Genomic DNA, 15,442 nt, shown 5'->3' with positions numbered 1-15,442 from the left:
AAATATTTTCTTATTTTTTCTTAGCTTCTTGTTTTTGTAAAAATGACCTTGAAAGTAGTGACCCTTTACCAAGAGCGTGAGTTGCTACCGGATTTAATAAGAAAATTAATATAGCAGCTAGAAGTAGCTTAAAACAACTAAAAAGATTTCCTGCAAGGCATGCAAAGCCTATTAAGCAAATCGGTACTCCAAAGCTTTCAATAACACTTGCAGCGTGCAATTTTGTATAAAAATCAGGGAAACGAAAAAAACCGATAATACCTGAAAATATAGCAAACAGCCCAATAATTACCAATAATATTCCGATGTAAGATAATATCATATTTTTATTTTAAATAGGAGAAAGCAGCATTGTTATGTGGATTGAAAAGCATATTATGTCATTCTTGTTTAAGGCTTGCTTGCGTGGATACCAAATCGTCATTGCGAATGAGCGAAGCGAGTGTGGCAATCTAGGAAATAATGATGAGATTGCTTCGTCATTGCGAGAAGAATTACAAAGTAATAAGGGCGAAGCAAGGAAGTAAAAAATGCTAAAATTAGTTATTTTTTACTATTTTTCTGGATTGCCACGCGGTCTACGACTGCTCGCAATGATGGTTTTAATAATACTCCAATTTTCTCCGGACACTACTACGCCTCCGCGGGAATGACATTGGAGCTATGCAACAACATCGGACAAGCCATGGTATGATCCCGAAGACGTTTTGCAACAAAGCCTTTGCGAAAATAACGTATTAGTCGTCATAACACAGTCAGAAAACTATTTCTCTCTGAATGCCTTAAATGCTGTATCGATTACAGGATCAAGGAGATATCTAAGCAATGTTCTAGTTCCAGTAACGATCTGTACTTCGGCTTGCATACCAGGATGTAATTCTAGATTTTTTATTTTGGCAATTCTGTTGAATTCATCCATGTCAATCTCTACTCTAGCAATATAGTAATTATCTTGCTGTCCGGGATGCTGTCTTTCATCTTGAACAATATCCGGTGATACACTGACCACTTTACCGGTAAATGTTGGAGTAGTACGTGATTTAAAAGCACTAAAGCGTATTTTTGCAACTAGTCCTTCATGCACTGAATCTATATTTTTTTGTGATACCTTTGCTTCTATAATTAGTGGATCGTTAGTAGGTGAAATCTCCATAATAGGTTGTCCGGTACCTATATAACCACCAATTGTATGATATTTTAGATTATTAATTATACCATCAACAGGTGATTTGATTACTATCCGATTAAGTGAATCAGTTAAAGAGTTATATTTTTCTTTAAGAGAAGCTGTTTGTACTTGTGCATCACGAAGCTCTGTTAAAGTCTTTTCAGTATATTTATTTTGTAGGTTTATAATGCTAATTTGAGATTCAGTAATAGCGTGGTGTGTTCCTGCTATTTCCGTGTCAGTCGTTGCAACGTCACTTTTTGCACTAGCAACTCTTGCTTCTTGTTCTAACAAATCCTTTTTTTGCACAAAGCCTTTATTTTGTAGAGTTCTTAAAGCCTTTAAACGTTCTTGGTAAACTTCGGCTGTTTTAGTTGCAGCTACTTTTCGTGCCTCCAAGCCTTCAATCTTCTTTTCAAGCTGAGAAATACGTTGCTGTAAAGCATCTTTTTCTGAATTATATACTTCTTTTTTTGATCTAAATAAATTTTCTTGAGTGTGTATTATCTTAGCGACTTCCGGTAAATTAATATCTTGCATTAAAAAATCAGAAAATTCGATTTGCTCTAGATTATCACGCTCAGCAATTAAACGATTTTCAGTAGCCAGAGCAGTACGATATTGACCTAAAGTGCTCTCATGCTCGCTTTTTATTCGTGTTTCTTCAAGCTCTATTAGCTTATCACCTGCTTTAACTTTATCACCTTGTTTCACATAAATAGCTTTGATTATTCCACCTTCATTGTGCTGGATTGTCTTCTTATTAGTGCTTGGCATTAATATTCCAACTGCTACAGCTCCACTATCAAGCGGTGCAACAGCCATCCAAACACCACCGATTAATACTAAGAAAATAATAACATAAATACCAAAAAGTATAGGTGATCTTGCAGCTTGTGCGACATTATTACGATCTTTATCAGTTTTTTTAGTAGTAAAATTAACAAATCTATCAAGTTTAAGCAGTAAAAATTCTATTACTTGTGAAGTCTTTTTTAATGTGCTATTTATTAAAGCTTTACGTTTAGAGCTTTGACCTTTAAGGCTTAGTGAATTTTCTCTCAAGGACAGTAATTGCTTTAACTGCTCCGGTGTAATTTGAGGTTTATTATTTTTTAAGTCCTGCATAATATTTAATCATTCATTATTATTTTTTGTCGTTGCGAGGAGCGTAGCAACATGGCAACCTCGTTAAGATAAACTCCTGAAATTGCGTACGTACAAAACTTACAGTTTTTCCTCGCAATGATGATTTTGCACTATTTATTATTAATATGAATTGTGCCGCCCTTTAGAGTTTTAAAGTGGTTTTGAATTTCATCCGGCGTTCCGTGAACTGCAACAGCTCCATCCTGTAATATTAAGATTTTGTCAACAACTGATAATACAGAAGGTCTATGTGAAATTACAACGACTGATATTCCTTTTAGTTTTGCTTGTTTTAAAGCACTAGCAAGTGCTACTTCACCAGCTTCATCTAAATTAGCATTAGGTTCATCTAAAATTACCAGCTTTGGATCACCATAAAATGCTCTAGCAAGCCCAATACGTTGCCTTTGTCCTCCTGATAAATTAGAGCCGGCAGGACCTATATCTGAATCATAACCGTCAGGAAACCTTAATATCATTTCATGAGCACCAGCTAGTTTGGCTGCTTCAATAACTTTTTGTGGATTAGCATTGTCTTCCATTCTAGCAATATTTTGCTTGATGCTACCACTGAAAAGCTCTATTCCTTGAGGCAAATAACCGACATGTCTGCCAAAATCTTCTCTATTCCAACGATAAATTTCAGCCTCATCTAAACGTACCGAGCCTGAGGATTCTCGCCATACACCAACTATGATTTTAGCTAAAGTTGACTTTCCGGTTGCTGATGGTCCGATAATTGCTAAAATTTCACCTGGTTGTACCGCAAAACTAACACCTTTTAAAATATATTTTGGTGTGGGTGGTTGTGGCATATGTTTTGGAACAGGGTGGGCATAGTAAATATTTTCTACAGTTAAATGCCCCTCGACGTTTGGAATTGGCATTGCTTCGTCACGAGAAGCATAAGTATTAAATAGGTTGTTGATATTTTTGAATGATTTAATAGCTCCACTCATGCTTTTCCATAACTCAATAGCGTTATCAAAAGGAGCAAGTGCTCTACCAACTATAATAGAGCTCATAATCATATTACCAGGTGTCATTGATGCCCCATGAGTTTCTACAACAAGATAAGCACCAACGCCAGTAACTGCCATTTGCATTATGTTACGGATAAACCTTGAAAAGTTAGAAATGACGCCATTACGATAGCTAGCGGTTGATTGTTTATCAAGTGCTGCTAAGTTAAATTTATGCCAATTTTTTGTAACATTTTTCATCATCCCCATTGCTTCGACTACTTCGGCATTTCTATTAGCAATATCGGCTTGCGTCATACCTTTAATCGAGAATTCTGTAGCTTCACCTAAGGTTTTGTTAGTAGCAGCTGCATTAAAGAAAGCTGTTGAAACAATGAGTATAGCACCGAAAATTGTAATAAAACCAATATATGGATGTATTGAGAAAATAACAGCAATATATATGATACTCCAAGGTGCATCAAATAAGGTATTAATTCCGGTACTTGTTAGGAATGTTTTAACGGATTGAAAATCACGTAATAGCTGGCTAGAACCCATATTTACACGTGTTGCTGCTGCTGAAATTGAGGAAGCAAAAATCACCGGTGCTACTGTTCTATCAAGCCATTCTCCCACTTTTATAAGAGTAAAAGAACGAGCAATTTGCAGTAAACCGTAAACAAAATAAATATAAGCAATTATTATCGATAAATATAACAATGTGTATAAATTACCACTACCAAGCACCCTATCTAAAACTTGTAGTGAATAAAGGGGGGTAATTAACATTAATAAATTAATTACAAAGGCAAACCAAAAAACTATCCAGAAAGCTGTTCGGCACTCTCCAAGTGCTATCATCAAAGGATTTTTTTTATTTAAGACAGTGTTTTTATTATCCATATTAATTATTTTATAAATAAGTTTTAATTAATTCTTCAGCAATTTGAACGCTATTTAAAGCAGCTCCTTTACGTAAATTATCGCATGTAATCCATAAATTTATGGCGTTCTCTTTACTTGCATCATCCCTAATGCGTGAGACATATACAGCGTCTTCGCCTACTACTTCAGTAGGTGAGATATATGCTAAATCTTTAGTTTGTGAAATCGTAACAACCCCGTCAGCATCTTCTAGTATTTCCTCAACTTCTTTAGCATCCACTTTACTACTAAATTCTATATTAACGGATATAGAATGACCAACAAATACAGGTACTCGTACAGAAGTTACGCTAACTTTAAGATGATCACCAATAATTTTCTGTAGCTCTAAAGCAATTTTTGACTCTTCGCTTGTATAACCATCTTTATTTAAATCACCTATGTGAGGAAATAAATTGAATGCAATTTGTTTTGGAAATATGTTGGGGCTTTTTTCTTCAAAGATATACTTAGATTTTGTTTGATCATAAAGTTCATCCATTCCTGCTTTACCTGCTCCGGATACTGATTGATAAGTAGATATTACAACTCTTTTTATACTTATTTCATTATCTAGCGGTTTAAGTACAACTGCAAGAGGAATCGCAATGCAGTTAGGATTCGATATAATATTTTTAGTGGCAAAGTCTTTAAGTGTTGATAAATTAGCCTCAGGTACAATTAAAGGTATATCTTCACTTAGTCTAAAAAAAGAAGATTTATCAATAACCACACAATTTTTAGCAATAGCATTTGGTATATACTTTTTTGATACTTCCGAACCTGCTGAAAAAAATGCAATATCTATTTCCTCAAAATCTAGATCGTCTAAGCTACTTATTTGTAATACTTGCTCGTCAAAGCTAACTTTTTTTCCAATAGAATTATTTGAAGCAATAGCATAAATTTTGTTAATAGGAAAATTGCGTTCTGCTAGAATATTTAAGGTTTCACGACTGACATTTCCGGTAGCACCGATAACAGCAATATTATATTTCTTGGTCATTTTTATTTAATTAATCCAATAAGTTTTTCACCACCAATAATATGAAAATGGAAATGAAAAATAGTTTGTCCGGACTTCTCGCCTTTATTGGTGATTAAGCGATATCCGTCTTTATCTAGTCCTGCTTTATTTGCTATATCAGAAACCTTAGCAAAAAAATGCTTTATTTCTTCTACTGAAGCTTTAGAAATAAAATCGGCGTAATCGATATATTCATTTTTAGGTATAACAATAATATGTACTGGTGCGACCGGTGCTATATCTTTAAATGCTAAAACCTGCTCGTCTTCATAAATTACTTCTGCCGGTAAATTTTTATTGATAATTTTTGCAAAAATATTTTCTTTATTGTACATAATTATTACGCTCTAAAAATTTTAATTCAGCTTCTACTTGCGAACCCGCAACTACTATATCTTTAAGCGTAAAATCATTTCTTTTTAAATGATTTTCTCTAATATCGGCAGCAAAAAAACCGAATATTAACATGACAATTAGCTTTAATGCAAGTGTTAACTCATATATATTAATTGCCATTGCTACTATATTAAGTGCTACAGCTATAATAACAGGTAACCACATTTTATGGTATAATGCCCAGAATACACTTAAAAGTGCTGCTGTCCATGAAAAACTTTCTTTAATGACAATAAAATTATTATTTTTTTGTACAGGGTTAATGTATATTGCGTATATATTCATTATTTAAACCTTGAAAATTCAAAAAAAGATAATTAACTATAACTGGATTACTCAAGTAATAATTAACATTATTTAATTATTATAAATAATTGAATATATTACTTAATCAGCAAATTAATATCAATAAATTTTACATTATGTCAGATAATTTAGCCTTACATGGCACTACAATACTTTGTTTAAAAAAGAACGAAGAAATAATTATAGCAGCAGATGGACAAGTTTCACACGGCAATACAGTATTAAAATCTACTGCTCGAAAATTACGAACTATAGCTAATAATAAAATTATTGCAGGTTTTGCTGGTTCTACTGCTGACGGGCTCGCTTTATTTGAAAAGTTAGAAGTAAAAATAGAGCAACATAAGCATAATTTGCTTAGAAGTGCGGTTGAGCTTGCAAAAGATTGGCGTAGCAACAAATATTTACGTCGTTTAGAAGCAATGATGATTGTGGCTGATCGCAATCATATACTAATTTTAACTGGTAACGGTGATGTTGTTGAGCCAGAGAATAATGTTGTAGCAATAGGCTCAGGTGGTCTATTCGCCTTATCCGCAGCACGTGCTTTAATGTCTACGATAATCCTCTAACTGCTGAAGAAATTGCTTTAAAATCTATGAATATAGCAGCAGATCTTTGTGTATTTTCTAATCATAATATTATAACGGAAAAAGTTGTATGAAATCTACTAAAACTACTAATACTAATAAAAAAGACCCTATGGGGCTTACACCTTCTCAAATAGTTAACGAGCTTAACAGATTTATCGTAGGTCAAGAAAAGGCTAAAAAAGCCGTTGCTATTGCCCTTAGAAATCGTGGTCGTCGTAAAAGAGTAGAGGGAAACTTACGTAACGAAATAGTACCAAAAAATATCTTAATGATAGGTTCAACGGGAGTCGGTAAAACTGAAATTGCAAGAAGGCTTGCTAAACTTACTAATTCTCCTTTTTATAAAATAGAAGCAACAAAGTTCACCGAGGTTGGCTATGTAGGGCGTGACGTAGAATCAATAATTCGTGATTTAGTAGAAATAGCTGTTAATACTCAAAAAACGATAGCTAAAACGGAAGTAGATATTAATGCACGTGAGAAAGCAATCGAGAGAGTATTAGATAGTTTAGTAGGTAAGACTTCAAGTAGTGAGACGAGAGAAAAGTTTCAAGAAAAAATCTTAAGTGGCGAGCTTGATGATACAGAAATTGAAATTAGTGTAGCTGATACAGCTCCTGTAGGCGGAGGTAGCTTTGAAATACCCGGCATGCCTGGGGCATCTATGGGAGTGCTTAATCTTGGTGATATGATAGGAAGAGCTTTTGGAACGACTAAAACTAAAACAAAAAAAATGTTAGTTAAAGAAGCGATGAGTATAATTTTATCAGAAGAGTTTGAAAAATTAATTGATCAAGAAAAAATAATCCAGCAGGCAATTAATTTAGTTGAAAATGATGGAATAGTCTTTATTGATGAAATTGATAAGATTGCCTCAGTAGCTAATTCTGGAGCAAAGAATTCAGAAATAAGTAGAGAGGGCGTGCAGAGGGATTTACTACCTTTGATTGAGGGGTCAACAGTTAATACAAAATATGGTCCTGTTAAAACAGATCATATATTATTTATTGCTTCAGGAGCTTTCCATATAGCAAAACCCTCAGATTTATTACCTGAATTGCAAGGAAGATTACCTATTAGAGTAGAGTTGAATTCATTAACTAAAGAGGATATGATAAAGATACTACTTGAGCCTGAAACTAGTTTAATAAAGCAATATTCGGCTTTAATAGGTACTGAGAAAGTAGAACTTGAATTTACGAATTCCGCTATAGAGAAAATTGCAGATTACGCTACTACAGTTAATCTAGAAATCGAAGATATAGGAGCAAGAAGATTGCATACTATACTTGAGAATTTACTTGAAGATATAAGCTTTAGAGCTAGTGAAATGCAAGGTGAAAAAATATCTATAGATGATAAATTTGTAGAAAATCAATTATCAAAAATACTAACTAATCTTGACTTAGCAAAGTTTGTTCTGTAGTATGCTTTTCCAACCAAAAGTATTACTATTAAAAAATGATAATTCATATAGCAAGTCTTACATTCAACGGGATTGATATCACTGATGTTGATGTGCAGGTACAAATATCGCCTGGTATACCTGCCTTTGCCATAGTAGGACTTGCTGACAAAACTATTGCTGAGTCAAAAGAGCGAGTTAAAGCAGCTTTATCTTCTATAGGGCTTGCATTACCCACCAAAAAAATTTTGATAAATTTAGCTCCAGCAGATTTAGTAAAAGAGGGTAGTCATTTCGACCTTGCAATTGCTTGTGCAATACTTACTGCTATGAATATTTTGCCAGAAACTGAAATAGCAGAATATCTAATAATAGGTGAGTTATCTTTAGATGGGTCGATATTGCCGGTAAATGGTGCATTGCCTGTGGCAATTGGTGCTACTGCTAGGAATAAGGGGCTGATTTGCTCAAATAAAAACTCATCTGAAGTTGCTTGGTCAGGTAATGATAATATACTTGTAGCAGGTAATTTAATTGAGCTAGTAAATCATTTCAAAGGATCGCAAGTTCTAAGTCCTCCAGAAGCTATCGTCCAAGACGAGCCGGTAAATTACCCTGATTTTAAAGATGTAAGAGGACAAAATATAGCTAAAAGAGCTTTAGAAATTGCTGCATCAGGTGGTCATAATTTATTAATGTTTGGTCCTCCTGGAACAGGAAAATCAAGGCTTGCAAGCTGCTTGCCTGGGATACTGCCTAAAATGTCGGTGAAAGAGATTTTAGAATGTAGCATGGTAACAAGTATTGCTGGGAAGTTTTTGGATGGTAAGCTTACTAGGATAAGACCATTTAGAACCCCTCATCATTCATGTTCACTTGCTGCTATGGTTGGTGGTGGTGTTGGAAAAAAGGTAAGACCAGGGGAGATTACACTTGCTCATAACGGAGTATTATTTTTAGACGAACTGCCTGAATTTCCTCAGCATGTTATTGAATCTTTAAGGCAACCTATCGAAAATGGTGAGATACTAATTTCAAGATCAAATGCCCATATAAAATATCCAGCAAATTTTCAACTAATAGCAGCTATGAATCCTTGTAAATGTGGCTATTTGGGTGATTCTTACAAAGAATGTGTTAAAGCCCCAAAATGTGGTGATGATTATAAAATGAAAATTTCCGGTCCTATTATGGATAGATTTGATTTGCATATAGAAGTACCTAATATCAATATTTATAATTATGATTTAACAAATGAAAGTTCTGAAGAAAAATCAGAAGATATTGCTAAAAGGATAGAAAAGGTACGTATAATCCAAGAAAGAAGATATGAGGGTTATAATATTAAAACAAATAATAGATTGGATGGTCAATTGTTGATAGATTATGCAATGCCTGTAGATGAGGGTAAAGATTTACTAAATGAAGCTGCAAGTAAGTTTCGTTTATCGATGCGGGCTTACAACCGAATACTTAGGGTAGCACGTACTATAGCTGACCTTGAAGATGAAGATAAAGTTTTAAGAATGCATATTGCTGAAGCTTTAAGCTATCGTAAAATGGAGTATTGATAAATGCATAACTGGAATTTTATGCGGTTTATGGTATGATAATAAATAATATAGAAGGTAATAATTAATATGTCTGAAGTTAATCCTCGTGTAGATTTAGCATTTAAAAAAATCTTTGGAGTAGAAGAGAACAAGGATTTACTAATATCGCTTGTTAATTCGATAGTAGGCAAGGAAGATCAAATTGTAGAGGTGACACTGCTTAATCCGTATAATCCGAAAAATTTTAAAGCAGATAAACTTTCTGTACTTGATATTAAAGCACAAAGTGAAAGCGGTAAAATATTTAACGTTGAAATACAAGTAACGGATGAAGCGGATTATGATCAAAGAGCCTTATATTATTGGGCAAAAATGTATACGCAACAATTAAAAGAGGGAGATGATTACTCAAAGTTAAATAAAACGATAGATATTCATATTCTTAATTTTACAAGTATTACGGACACAGATAAATATCATAATATTTTTAATTTACATGAAAAAGACACCGGCTTAAAATATTTTTATGATATAGAATTACATACGATAGAGCTTAATAAGTTTGCCAAGGGTGCTAAAGAAGACATATCGGATATAGTAGAAAAAGTTAAAAATGCTTTAGATATGTGGCTAGCTTTTTTAACACGTCATGATTTGCTTAATAAGGACAACCTTCCTAAAGAGCTAGATAATAAAGATTTAAAAAAAGCGTTAACAGTACTTGAGATAATAAACTTTACTAAAGAAGAAAGAGAAGAATATGAAGACCGCTTAAAGTGGCTTAGAATTGAAACTAATACTCTTAAAAAAGCTGAGGCTAGGGGTGAGGCACGAGGTGAAGCTAGAAGAAATGTTGAGATAGCAAAGAACTTACTACTTGATGGTATAAATATAAATACAATAATGAGAACTACAGGGTTAATTATAGAGGAAATTGAAAAACTAAAAATAGAAATTGAGGACCTTAAGAAATAATTTAGAACTTTTAAACAAAATGAAAAAAATTTACTTCATAGCAGGTGAGGCATCAGGGGATTTTGCTGGTGGTCGAATAATTCGGAATCTGAAAAAAGATAAAAAATTAAAGATTATCGGAATAGGAGGACGAAATATGGAAGAAGCTGGCAATTTTGAAAGCTTGTTTCCGATATCTGAAATAAATTTGATGGGCTTTTTTGAAGTAATACATCATATTTTTAGGATAAAAAAATTAATCAATAAAACAGTTGAAGATATAATAAATAATAAACCCGATATATTAATTACCATTGATTCGCCAGGGTTTACTTATCGCGTGGCAGCTAAGGTAAGAGAGCGTTTGCCAGAACTTAAGATGATTCATATTGTTGCACCATCAGTTTGGGCTTATAAAGAGGGCAGGGCAGCAAAATATGCAAAAATCTATAATTGCTTGTTTGCCTTATTGCCTTTTGAGCCACCATATTTTACTAAAGTTGGGCTTGATTGTAGGTATATAGGTCACCCAATAATGGAGCAGGAATTTTATAGTGATAAGGCAGCTTTAAGACAAGAGCTTGAAATAGATGAGGATACAAAAGTTTTATGCGTTACTCTTGGAAGTAGAAAAGGGGAAATCTTAAGGCATCTACCAATTTTTATCCCCGCTATTGAAAAAGTTTATGATGACCATAAAAACCTTATGGTGATATTTCCGCTTGCAAATCCTGATCATGAAAGAATAATAAAGCCTTTTTTAGAAAAGGTTAGGTTTAATTATATATTCTCATATGAAAGATTGAAAAGCTATGCTGTATCTGACTTAGCATTAGCCAAATCGGGTACTAATACTTTAGAGATAGCAGCGTCCGGTACTCCTATGATTGTAGCATACAAAGTTAATATTTTTAGTTTTATTATTATTAGGTTATTGATAAAAATCAAATATGTTACTTTGATTAATATAATAGGGAATAGAGAAATAATTCCGGAATTTATTCAATTTAATTGTGAAGCTAATCTTATTAGTGATAAATTAAAAGAATTATTGTTAAATCCTCAGGAAGTTGATAAGCAAATAACGGAAAGTCACAAGATTTTACAGGAGTTAGGTTTTAAATCAAATATATATCCGTCTTATTTAGCTACAAAAATTATTAGACAAGAATTCTTAAAATAAATTTGTTAAAAGAGAAAGGTTTTTGCTTGAACCGCTCCAAAGCATTTTTTGCGTCATGAAAAACATTAATACTAATATAACAATAAAATATATTTCTATACTTTTTTGCATAGTATTAATCTGTTTCATTAAAGCTTTTAAATCATGCGAAATTTTCTTTTGTTCTTCAATAGTGTCAGAACGCATTGTCATTAAGAAGCCTGAAATGCTTCCTAATTTATTATGCAAAGATTTTAGCTTATCGCTTTCGTTATTTTTTGGATCGTTGTCTTGATCTTGTGTCATACTATATAATGCCTATTATTAAGATCAGTATATATACCTTTTATACTTCAAGATTTGGTAAGCCAAATTTCGAGGTTCGCCTGTGCTTACGTACTTTTGTACTGCTTGTACAGGCTCACTACTTATTTGACTTCCATCTTTTTAAGTATCTACAGTATACCTTTGATATTTCAAAGGTTGGTAAGCTAAATTTGGGGGTTCATAATTTCTAAAATGGAGTGATATTTACTATATTCTTTTAATATAATCCAAATATTTCAGTGCTAAATTTTAAAACTCTTGATCTATTTTACAAGCAGTATATAATTATTAGCAAATATATGATCTTAACCAAACTTTAAGTTATTTCTACTACATGTTATTTTAAATGTCAAGAAAAAACCATATTTCATGGTAATATTATTATTTTCTAAGTTTTATAAAAAATGTTAAAAAATATACTAAAAATCAAGTTTTTTTTAGCCACATTATCTTTAATTATATTTATTACCATATTAAACTTCGGTGTATTTTATATTTTTGTACCGGGTAATTTAGCTCAAACTAAGACAATAATTATCGAACCTAAATTATCCATAAATCAAATAGTTACAAAACTTTATTCCAATAAAGTAATAAAATATCCAGAAGTTTTTAATATAATTGCTAAAATTTACTCTATAAAAAATCCTCTTAAAAGTGGTGAATATATTTTCACGCATAATATTTCGCCTCTGCAAACTTTAAGAGTTTTAGCAAGCGGCAAGTCTATAATACATAAAATAATAGTGCCTGAGGGTACTGTAGTTCAGGAAGTTGTAAAAAAAATTAACGAAGAAACACGTTTAGTAGGTGAGATAAAGGGAGTTATACCGGAAGGATTTCTAATGCCATCAACTTATTTTTTCTCATATGGTGATCAAAAAGAGCGAATAATCAATCAGATGAGAAATCTAATGTCTAATAACTTAGATAAAGTGATGATAGATCTCTCGCCTGATTCTCCATTAAAAACTAGACTTGATATATTAACGCTTGCTTCTATAGTAGAAAAAGAAGCGGGTTCTGATGCAGAGAAGCCTATTATTGCCGCAGTATTTCTTAATCGTTTAAAGAAGAATATGAAGCTGCAAGCTGATCCTACTAATATATATGCTTTAACGGAAGGGAAATTTAAGCTAGCAAGAGCTTTAACTAAAAAAGATTTATTGCAAGAATTGCCGTATAATACTTATTATATTAAAGGATTGCCGCCAGGACCAATTTCCTGTCCCTCATTAAAATCTCTAGAAGCAGTTGTAAAACCTGCTAAAACAGATGCATTATTTTTTGTAGTTGATGGAAAAGGTGGGCATAATTTTTCTAATAACCTTAATGATCATAATAGATTTGTTGAGATGTATAGAAAAAGCATGATTAAAGTACCCGTAATAGATCCAGAGAAAACCAAAGAAAATTATGAATGATAGTGAATTTAGTAAAATAGCTGAAACAGTAATTGCACATATAGCAGACAGGATTGAAGAACAAGATCAGGACATAGATGTAGACCTACAAAGCGATATATTAAGTATTGATACAACTAACGGTATATATGTAATAAATAAACAAAGTGCAGTCAAGGAAATTTGGTTATCATCCCCAATTAGCGGACCTTATCATTTTTTCTATGAACAAGAAAAATGGAAAAATAGAGCAGGGCTAGAGCTAATGAGTATTTTAACTGACGAGCTTGGAATTGATTTTTAAAAAGTTAGCTAGATTTACATAAACTTAAACCCTTGTCAATGACATCAGAATCTATATTTAGACAGTCAAGAATTGAATGAAAAACATAATCATGGCTAATTTCATTATTGGCATAATTTTTAATTGATGCTACTGATTCAGGATGCTTTTGCTCAAATTCTCTAGGATATCTTGCGGTGTAATTCCAGTGACTGCCGGATGTATGAACTACTATAAATTGTTTACTTGAATTTGAAATTATTTCTTGTACAAAGGGAAGCATTTTCCCGTCATGATCATTTAAAGAAAATAAAGCAGAGCCCCCTGGTACTATAGTAAAATTAACATCATTATAGATAGTACCTAAGTCAAAATTTGCAAAATTTCTCATTAAAGTTTGCGTACCAATCCAAGTAGTATTAAATCCTATACTAGTCAAAACTGATAAAAAACTATTTTCAAGTTTATTATCTTCAATTTTACTTGCAGGATAACGTGAAAGTAATGAGGGTATAGAAATATAAGTTAAGTTTGATGCAGATTTAGCTTTAAAGGAAGTAAGATTTTCGATATTTTTCAATCGAGGTGTTGTATCACACATATAACCATTAATACCGAAATGATCAAATCTTGCTGACTCTCCTATGACTAAAACACCAATAATATCATTATCAGAATTATCTACGAAATTATACTGCTTACTGATATCTATTTGAGCATAATTTTTACCTCCTAGGCTTCCAGCAAAATTAAGATAAGTATTATGTAAATACTGAACAGGAAAGTAATTTTTTAATATTTTAAAAGATGGAGTAATGATATTATATAAAAAGATAAGTAAACACGCTGCGGATAATAATTTTGTGACAAAAGATTTAGTATCAGAAGTGGCAAAAGATTTGAGTGTGTAAAGACAAGTAAATAAGCTAAAAATCATCCATATTATTAATTTAATACTTGTAAGTTCATAAACTTCATTTAAATCTGTTGAGAAAAAACTACCAATTACTTGCTTAGTAGGAGTTATTTTAAAGAAATAAATATAATAGCTAGCTATTGCAGAAGTGATAAATAAAAAGCATGAACCAATTTTTAATGCTAATCTATGTACGCTAAGACCAAAAAATGCTATAAAAGAAAATATATAAACATAGCAGAAATCTTTTGATAGTTCTAATATTCCTCTAAAGATTGTTGCTTTATAATAATCAAATTTATAAATTAATATTGCACTATTGAATAATAAGCAGTAAATAAAGGCTAAAATTGCCGATAATTTAATTAATTTGATATCTAAATGTTTCTGAATATTTTTTAGCATATAATACAATAATTATGTAAATTTTGTACACACAACCTATCATGATCATAAATAATCTTCAAGAATTTTATCGGCTTTTATTACCGAATGCACCTCTTATCTCTATTGATTACGGCAGCAAAAAAATAGGTGTTGCTATATCTAATCAAGAACGTAATATAGCCATGCCGCTAAATATTATCACTGAAGCAAGTAAAAAAGCGATCATAGCTTCTTTACTTGAGAAAATTGAACAATATAAAGCTTGCGGTATTGTAATAGGCTTGCCGATTGATATGAGCGGAATGCAGACAGAGCAATCAGCTATAGTAATAAAATTTGCCGAAGAATTGACAAAATCTATAAATTTGCCTATATATCTACAAGACGAACGACTCACTACAAAAGCCGCAAACAATTTTCTAAAATCATTCAGTATTAAACGAAAAGAGCGTAATAATAATGATGACGCAGTAGCAGCTAGTATGATCTTAGAAACAGTCCTTAATTCTATTAACAAACTTTAG

At 32.2% G+C, this 15,442-nt stretch carries 16 protein-coding genes and 1 pseudogene; 9 read left to right on the top strand and 8 right to left on the bottom strand.

All coding sequences use genetic code 11. The features are described from left to right. Nucleotides 1-10: 10 nt before the first annotated feature. Nucleotides 11-322 (bottom strand): Na+/H+ antiporter subunit G, encoded by a 312-nt coding sequence (locus AAGD49_RS04985; RefSeq protein ID WP_016947696.1) that lies wholly within the window; start codon nucleotides 320-322, stop codon nucleotides 11-13. 55 nt (nucleotides 323-377) lie between these two features. On the opposite strand from AAGD49_RS04985, the gene AAGD49_RS04980 reads away from it, so the two are divergent. Beyond that, a complete protein-coding gene (locus AAGD49_RS04980) occupies nucleotides 378-527 on the top strand; it encodes a hypothetical protein (protein ID WP_341788184.1) in 150 nt (49 codons plus the stop codon). A gap of 236 nt (nucleotides 528-763) precedes the next feature. On the opposite strand, the gene AAGD49_RS04975 is transcribed toward AAGD49_RS04980, so the two are convergent. The 5 genes from AAGD49_RS04975 to AAGD49_RS04955 form a co-directional block, all read right to left on the bottom strand. Then, nucleotides 764-2,296 (bottom strand): HlyD family type I secretion periplasmic adaptor subunit, encoded by a 1,533-nt coding sequence (locus AAGD49_RS04975; protein ID WP_341788183.1) that lies wholly within the window; start codon nucleotides 2,294-2,296, stop codon nucleotides 764-766. Between the two features lie 131 nt (nucleotides 2,297-2,427). Beyond that, nucleotides 2,428-4,185: a type I secretion system permease/ATPase gene (locus tag AAGD49_RS04970; protein ID WP_341788182.1), complete on the bottom strand. Its 1,758-nt coding sequence runs from the start codon at nucleotides 4,183-4,185 to the stop codon at nucleotides 2,428-2,430. Between the two features lie 10 nt (nucleotides 4,186-4,195). After that, entirely contained in the window at nucleotides 4,196-5,212 is a 1,017-nt protein-coding gene (asd, locus tag AAGD49_RS04965) for an aspartate-semialdehyde dehydrogenase (RefSeq protein ID WP_341788181.1), read from the bottom strand. Nucleotides 5,213-5,214: 2 nt separating this feature from the next. Further along, a complete protein-coding gene (locus AAGD49_RS04960; protein ID WP_016948007.1) occupies nucleotides 5,215-5,568 on the bottom strand; it encodes an HIT domain-containing protein in 354 nt (117 codons plus the stop codon). Continuing rightward, nucleotides 5,558-5,914: a DUF2628 domain-containing protein gene (locus tag AAGD49_RS04955; RefSeq protein WP_341788180.1), complete on the bottom strand. Its 357-nt coding sequence runs from the start codon at nucleotides 5,912-5,914 to the stop codon at nucleotides 5,558-5,560. The genes AAGD49_RS04960 and AAGD49_RS04955 overlap by 11 nt, the downstream gene beginning before the upstream one ends. A 137-nt stretch (nucleotides 5,915-6,051) precedes the next feature. Between AAGD49_RS04955 and hslV the strand changes: the two are divergent. The 5 genes and pseudogenes from hslV (at nucleotide 6,052) to lpxB (ending at nucleotide 11,623) form a co-directional block, all read left to right on the top strand. Beyond that, nucleotides 6,052-6,599, top strand: a pseudogene (gene hslV, locus AAGD49_RS04950) (ATP-dependent protease subunit HslV). Continuing rightward, nucleotides 6,596-7,954, top strand: coding sequence for an ATP-dependent protease ATPase subunit HslU (gene hslU / locus AAGD49_RS04945; protein ID WP_341788179.1), 1,359 nt, complete (start codon nucleotides 6,596-6,598; stop codon nucleotides 7,952-7,954). Before hslV ends, hslU begins: the two are co-directional and overlap by 4 nt. 35 nt (nucleotides 7,955-7,989) lie before the next feature. Then, nucleotides 7,990-9,504: a YifB family Mg chelatase-like AAA ATPase gene (locus AAGD49_RS04940; RefSeq protein WP_341788178.1), complete on the top strand. Its 1,515-nt coding sequence runs from the start codon at nucleotides 7,990-7,992 to the stop codon at nucleotides 9,502-9,504. A gap of 69 nt (nucleotides 9,505-9,573) precedes the next feature. Continuing rightward, nucleotides 9,574-10,461 (top strand): Rpn family recombination-promoting nuclease/putative transposase, encoded by an 888-nt coding sequence (locus tag AAGD49_RS04935; RefSeq protein ID WP_341788177.1) that lies wholly within the window; start codon nucleotides 9,574-9,576, stop codon nucleotides 10,459-10,461. 19 nt (nucleotides 10,462-10,480) lie between these two features. Further along, nucleotides 10,481-11,623, top strand: coding sequence for a lipid-A-disaccharide synthase (gene lpxB / locus AAGD49_RS04930; protein WP_341788176.1), 1,143 nt, complete (start codon nucleotides 10,481-10,483; stop codon nucleotides 11,621-11,623). Here the strand turns inward: lpxB and AAGD49_RS04925 are convergent. Continuing rightward, nucleotides 11,615-11,908: a hypothetical protein gene (locus tag AAGD49_RS04925; RefSeq protein ID WP_011477479.1), complete on the bottom strand. Its 294-nt coding sequence runs from the start codon at nucleotides 11,906-11,908 to the stop codon at nucleotides 11,615-11,617. The genes lpxB and AAGD49_RS04925 overlap by 9 nt on opposite strands. Nucleotides 11,909-12,333: 425 nt before the next feature. Here AAGD49_RS04925 and mltG point away from each other — a divergent pair, with 425 nt between their 5' ends. Both mltG and cyaY read left to right on the top strand, forming a co-directional pair. After that, nucleotides 12,334-13,353 carry an endolytic transglycosylase MltG gene (mltG, locus tag AAGD49_RS04920; protein WP_341788175.1) on the top strand — a complete coding sequence of 340 codons (1,020 nt, stop codon included), beginning with the start codon at nucleotides 12,334-12,336 and terminating at the stop codon, nucleotides 13,351-13,353. Next, a complete protein-coding gene (gene cyaY, locus AAGD49_RS04915; protein WP_341788174.1) occupies nucleotides 13,346-13,636 on the top strand; it encodes an iron donor protein CyaY in 291 nt (96 codons plus the stop codon). The genes mltG and cyaY overlap by 8 nt, the downstream gene beginning before the upstream one ends. A 4-nt stretch (nucleotides 13,637-13,640) precedes the next feature. Here cyaY and AAGD49_RS04910 read toward each other — a convergent pair whose 3' ends face one another. Next, nucleotides 13,641-14,936, bottom strand: coding sequence for a sulfatase-like hydrolase/transferase (locus AAGD49_RS04910; RefSeq protein WP_341788173.1), 1,296 nt, complete (start codon nucleotides 14,934-14,936; stop codon nucleotides 13,641-13,643). Nucleotides 14,937-14,977: 41 nt separating this feature from the next. Here AAGD49_RS04910 and ruvX point away from each other — a divergent pair, with 41 nt between their 5' ends. Next, a complete protein-coding gene (ruvX, locus tag AAGD49_RS04905; protein WP_341789230.1) occupies nucleotides 14,978-15,442 on the top strand; it encodes a Holliday junction resolvase RuvX in 465 nt (154 codons plus the stop codon).

Source organism: Rickettsia endosymbiont of Lasioglossum villosulum (assembly GCF_964026455.1).
Classification (GTDB): domain Bacteria; phylum Pseudomonadota; class Alphaproteobacteria; order Rickettsiales; family Rickettsiaceae; genus Rickettsia.
Note: the sequence above shows the minus strand (reverse complement) of the source record. Positions and strands in the feature narration are given on the sequence as shown.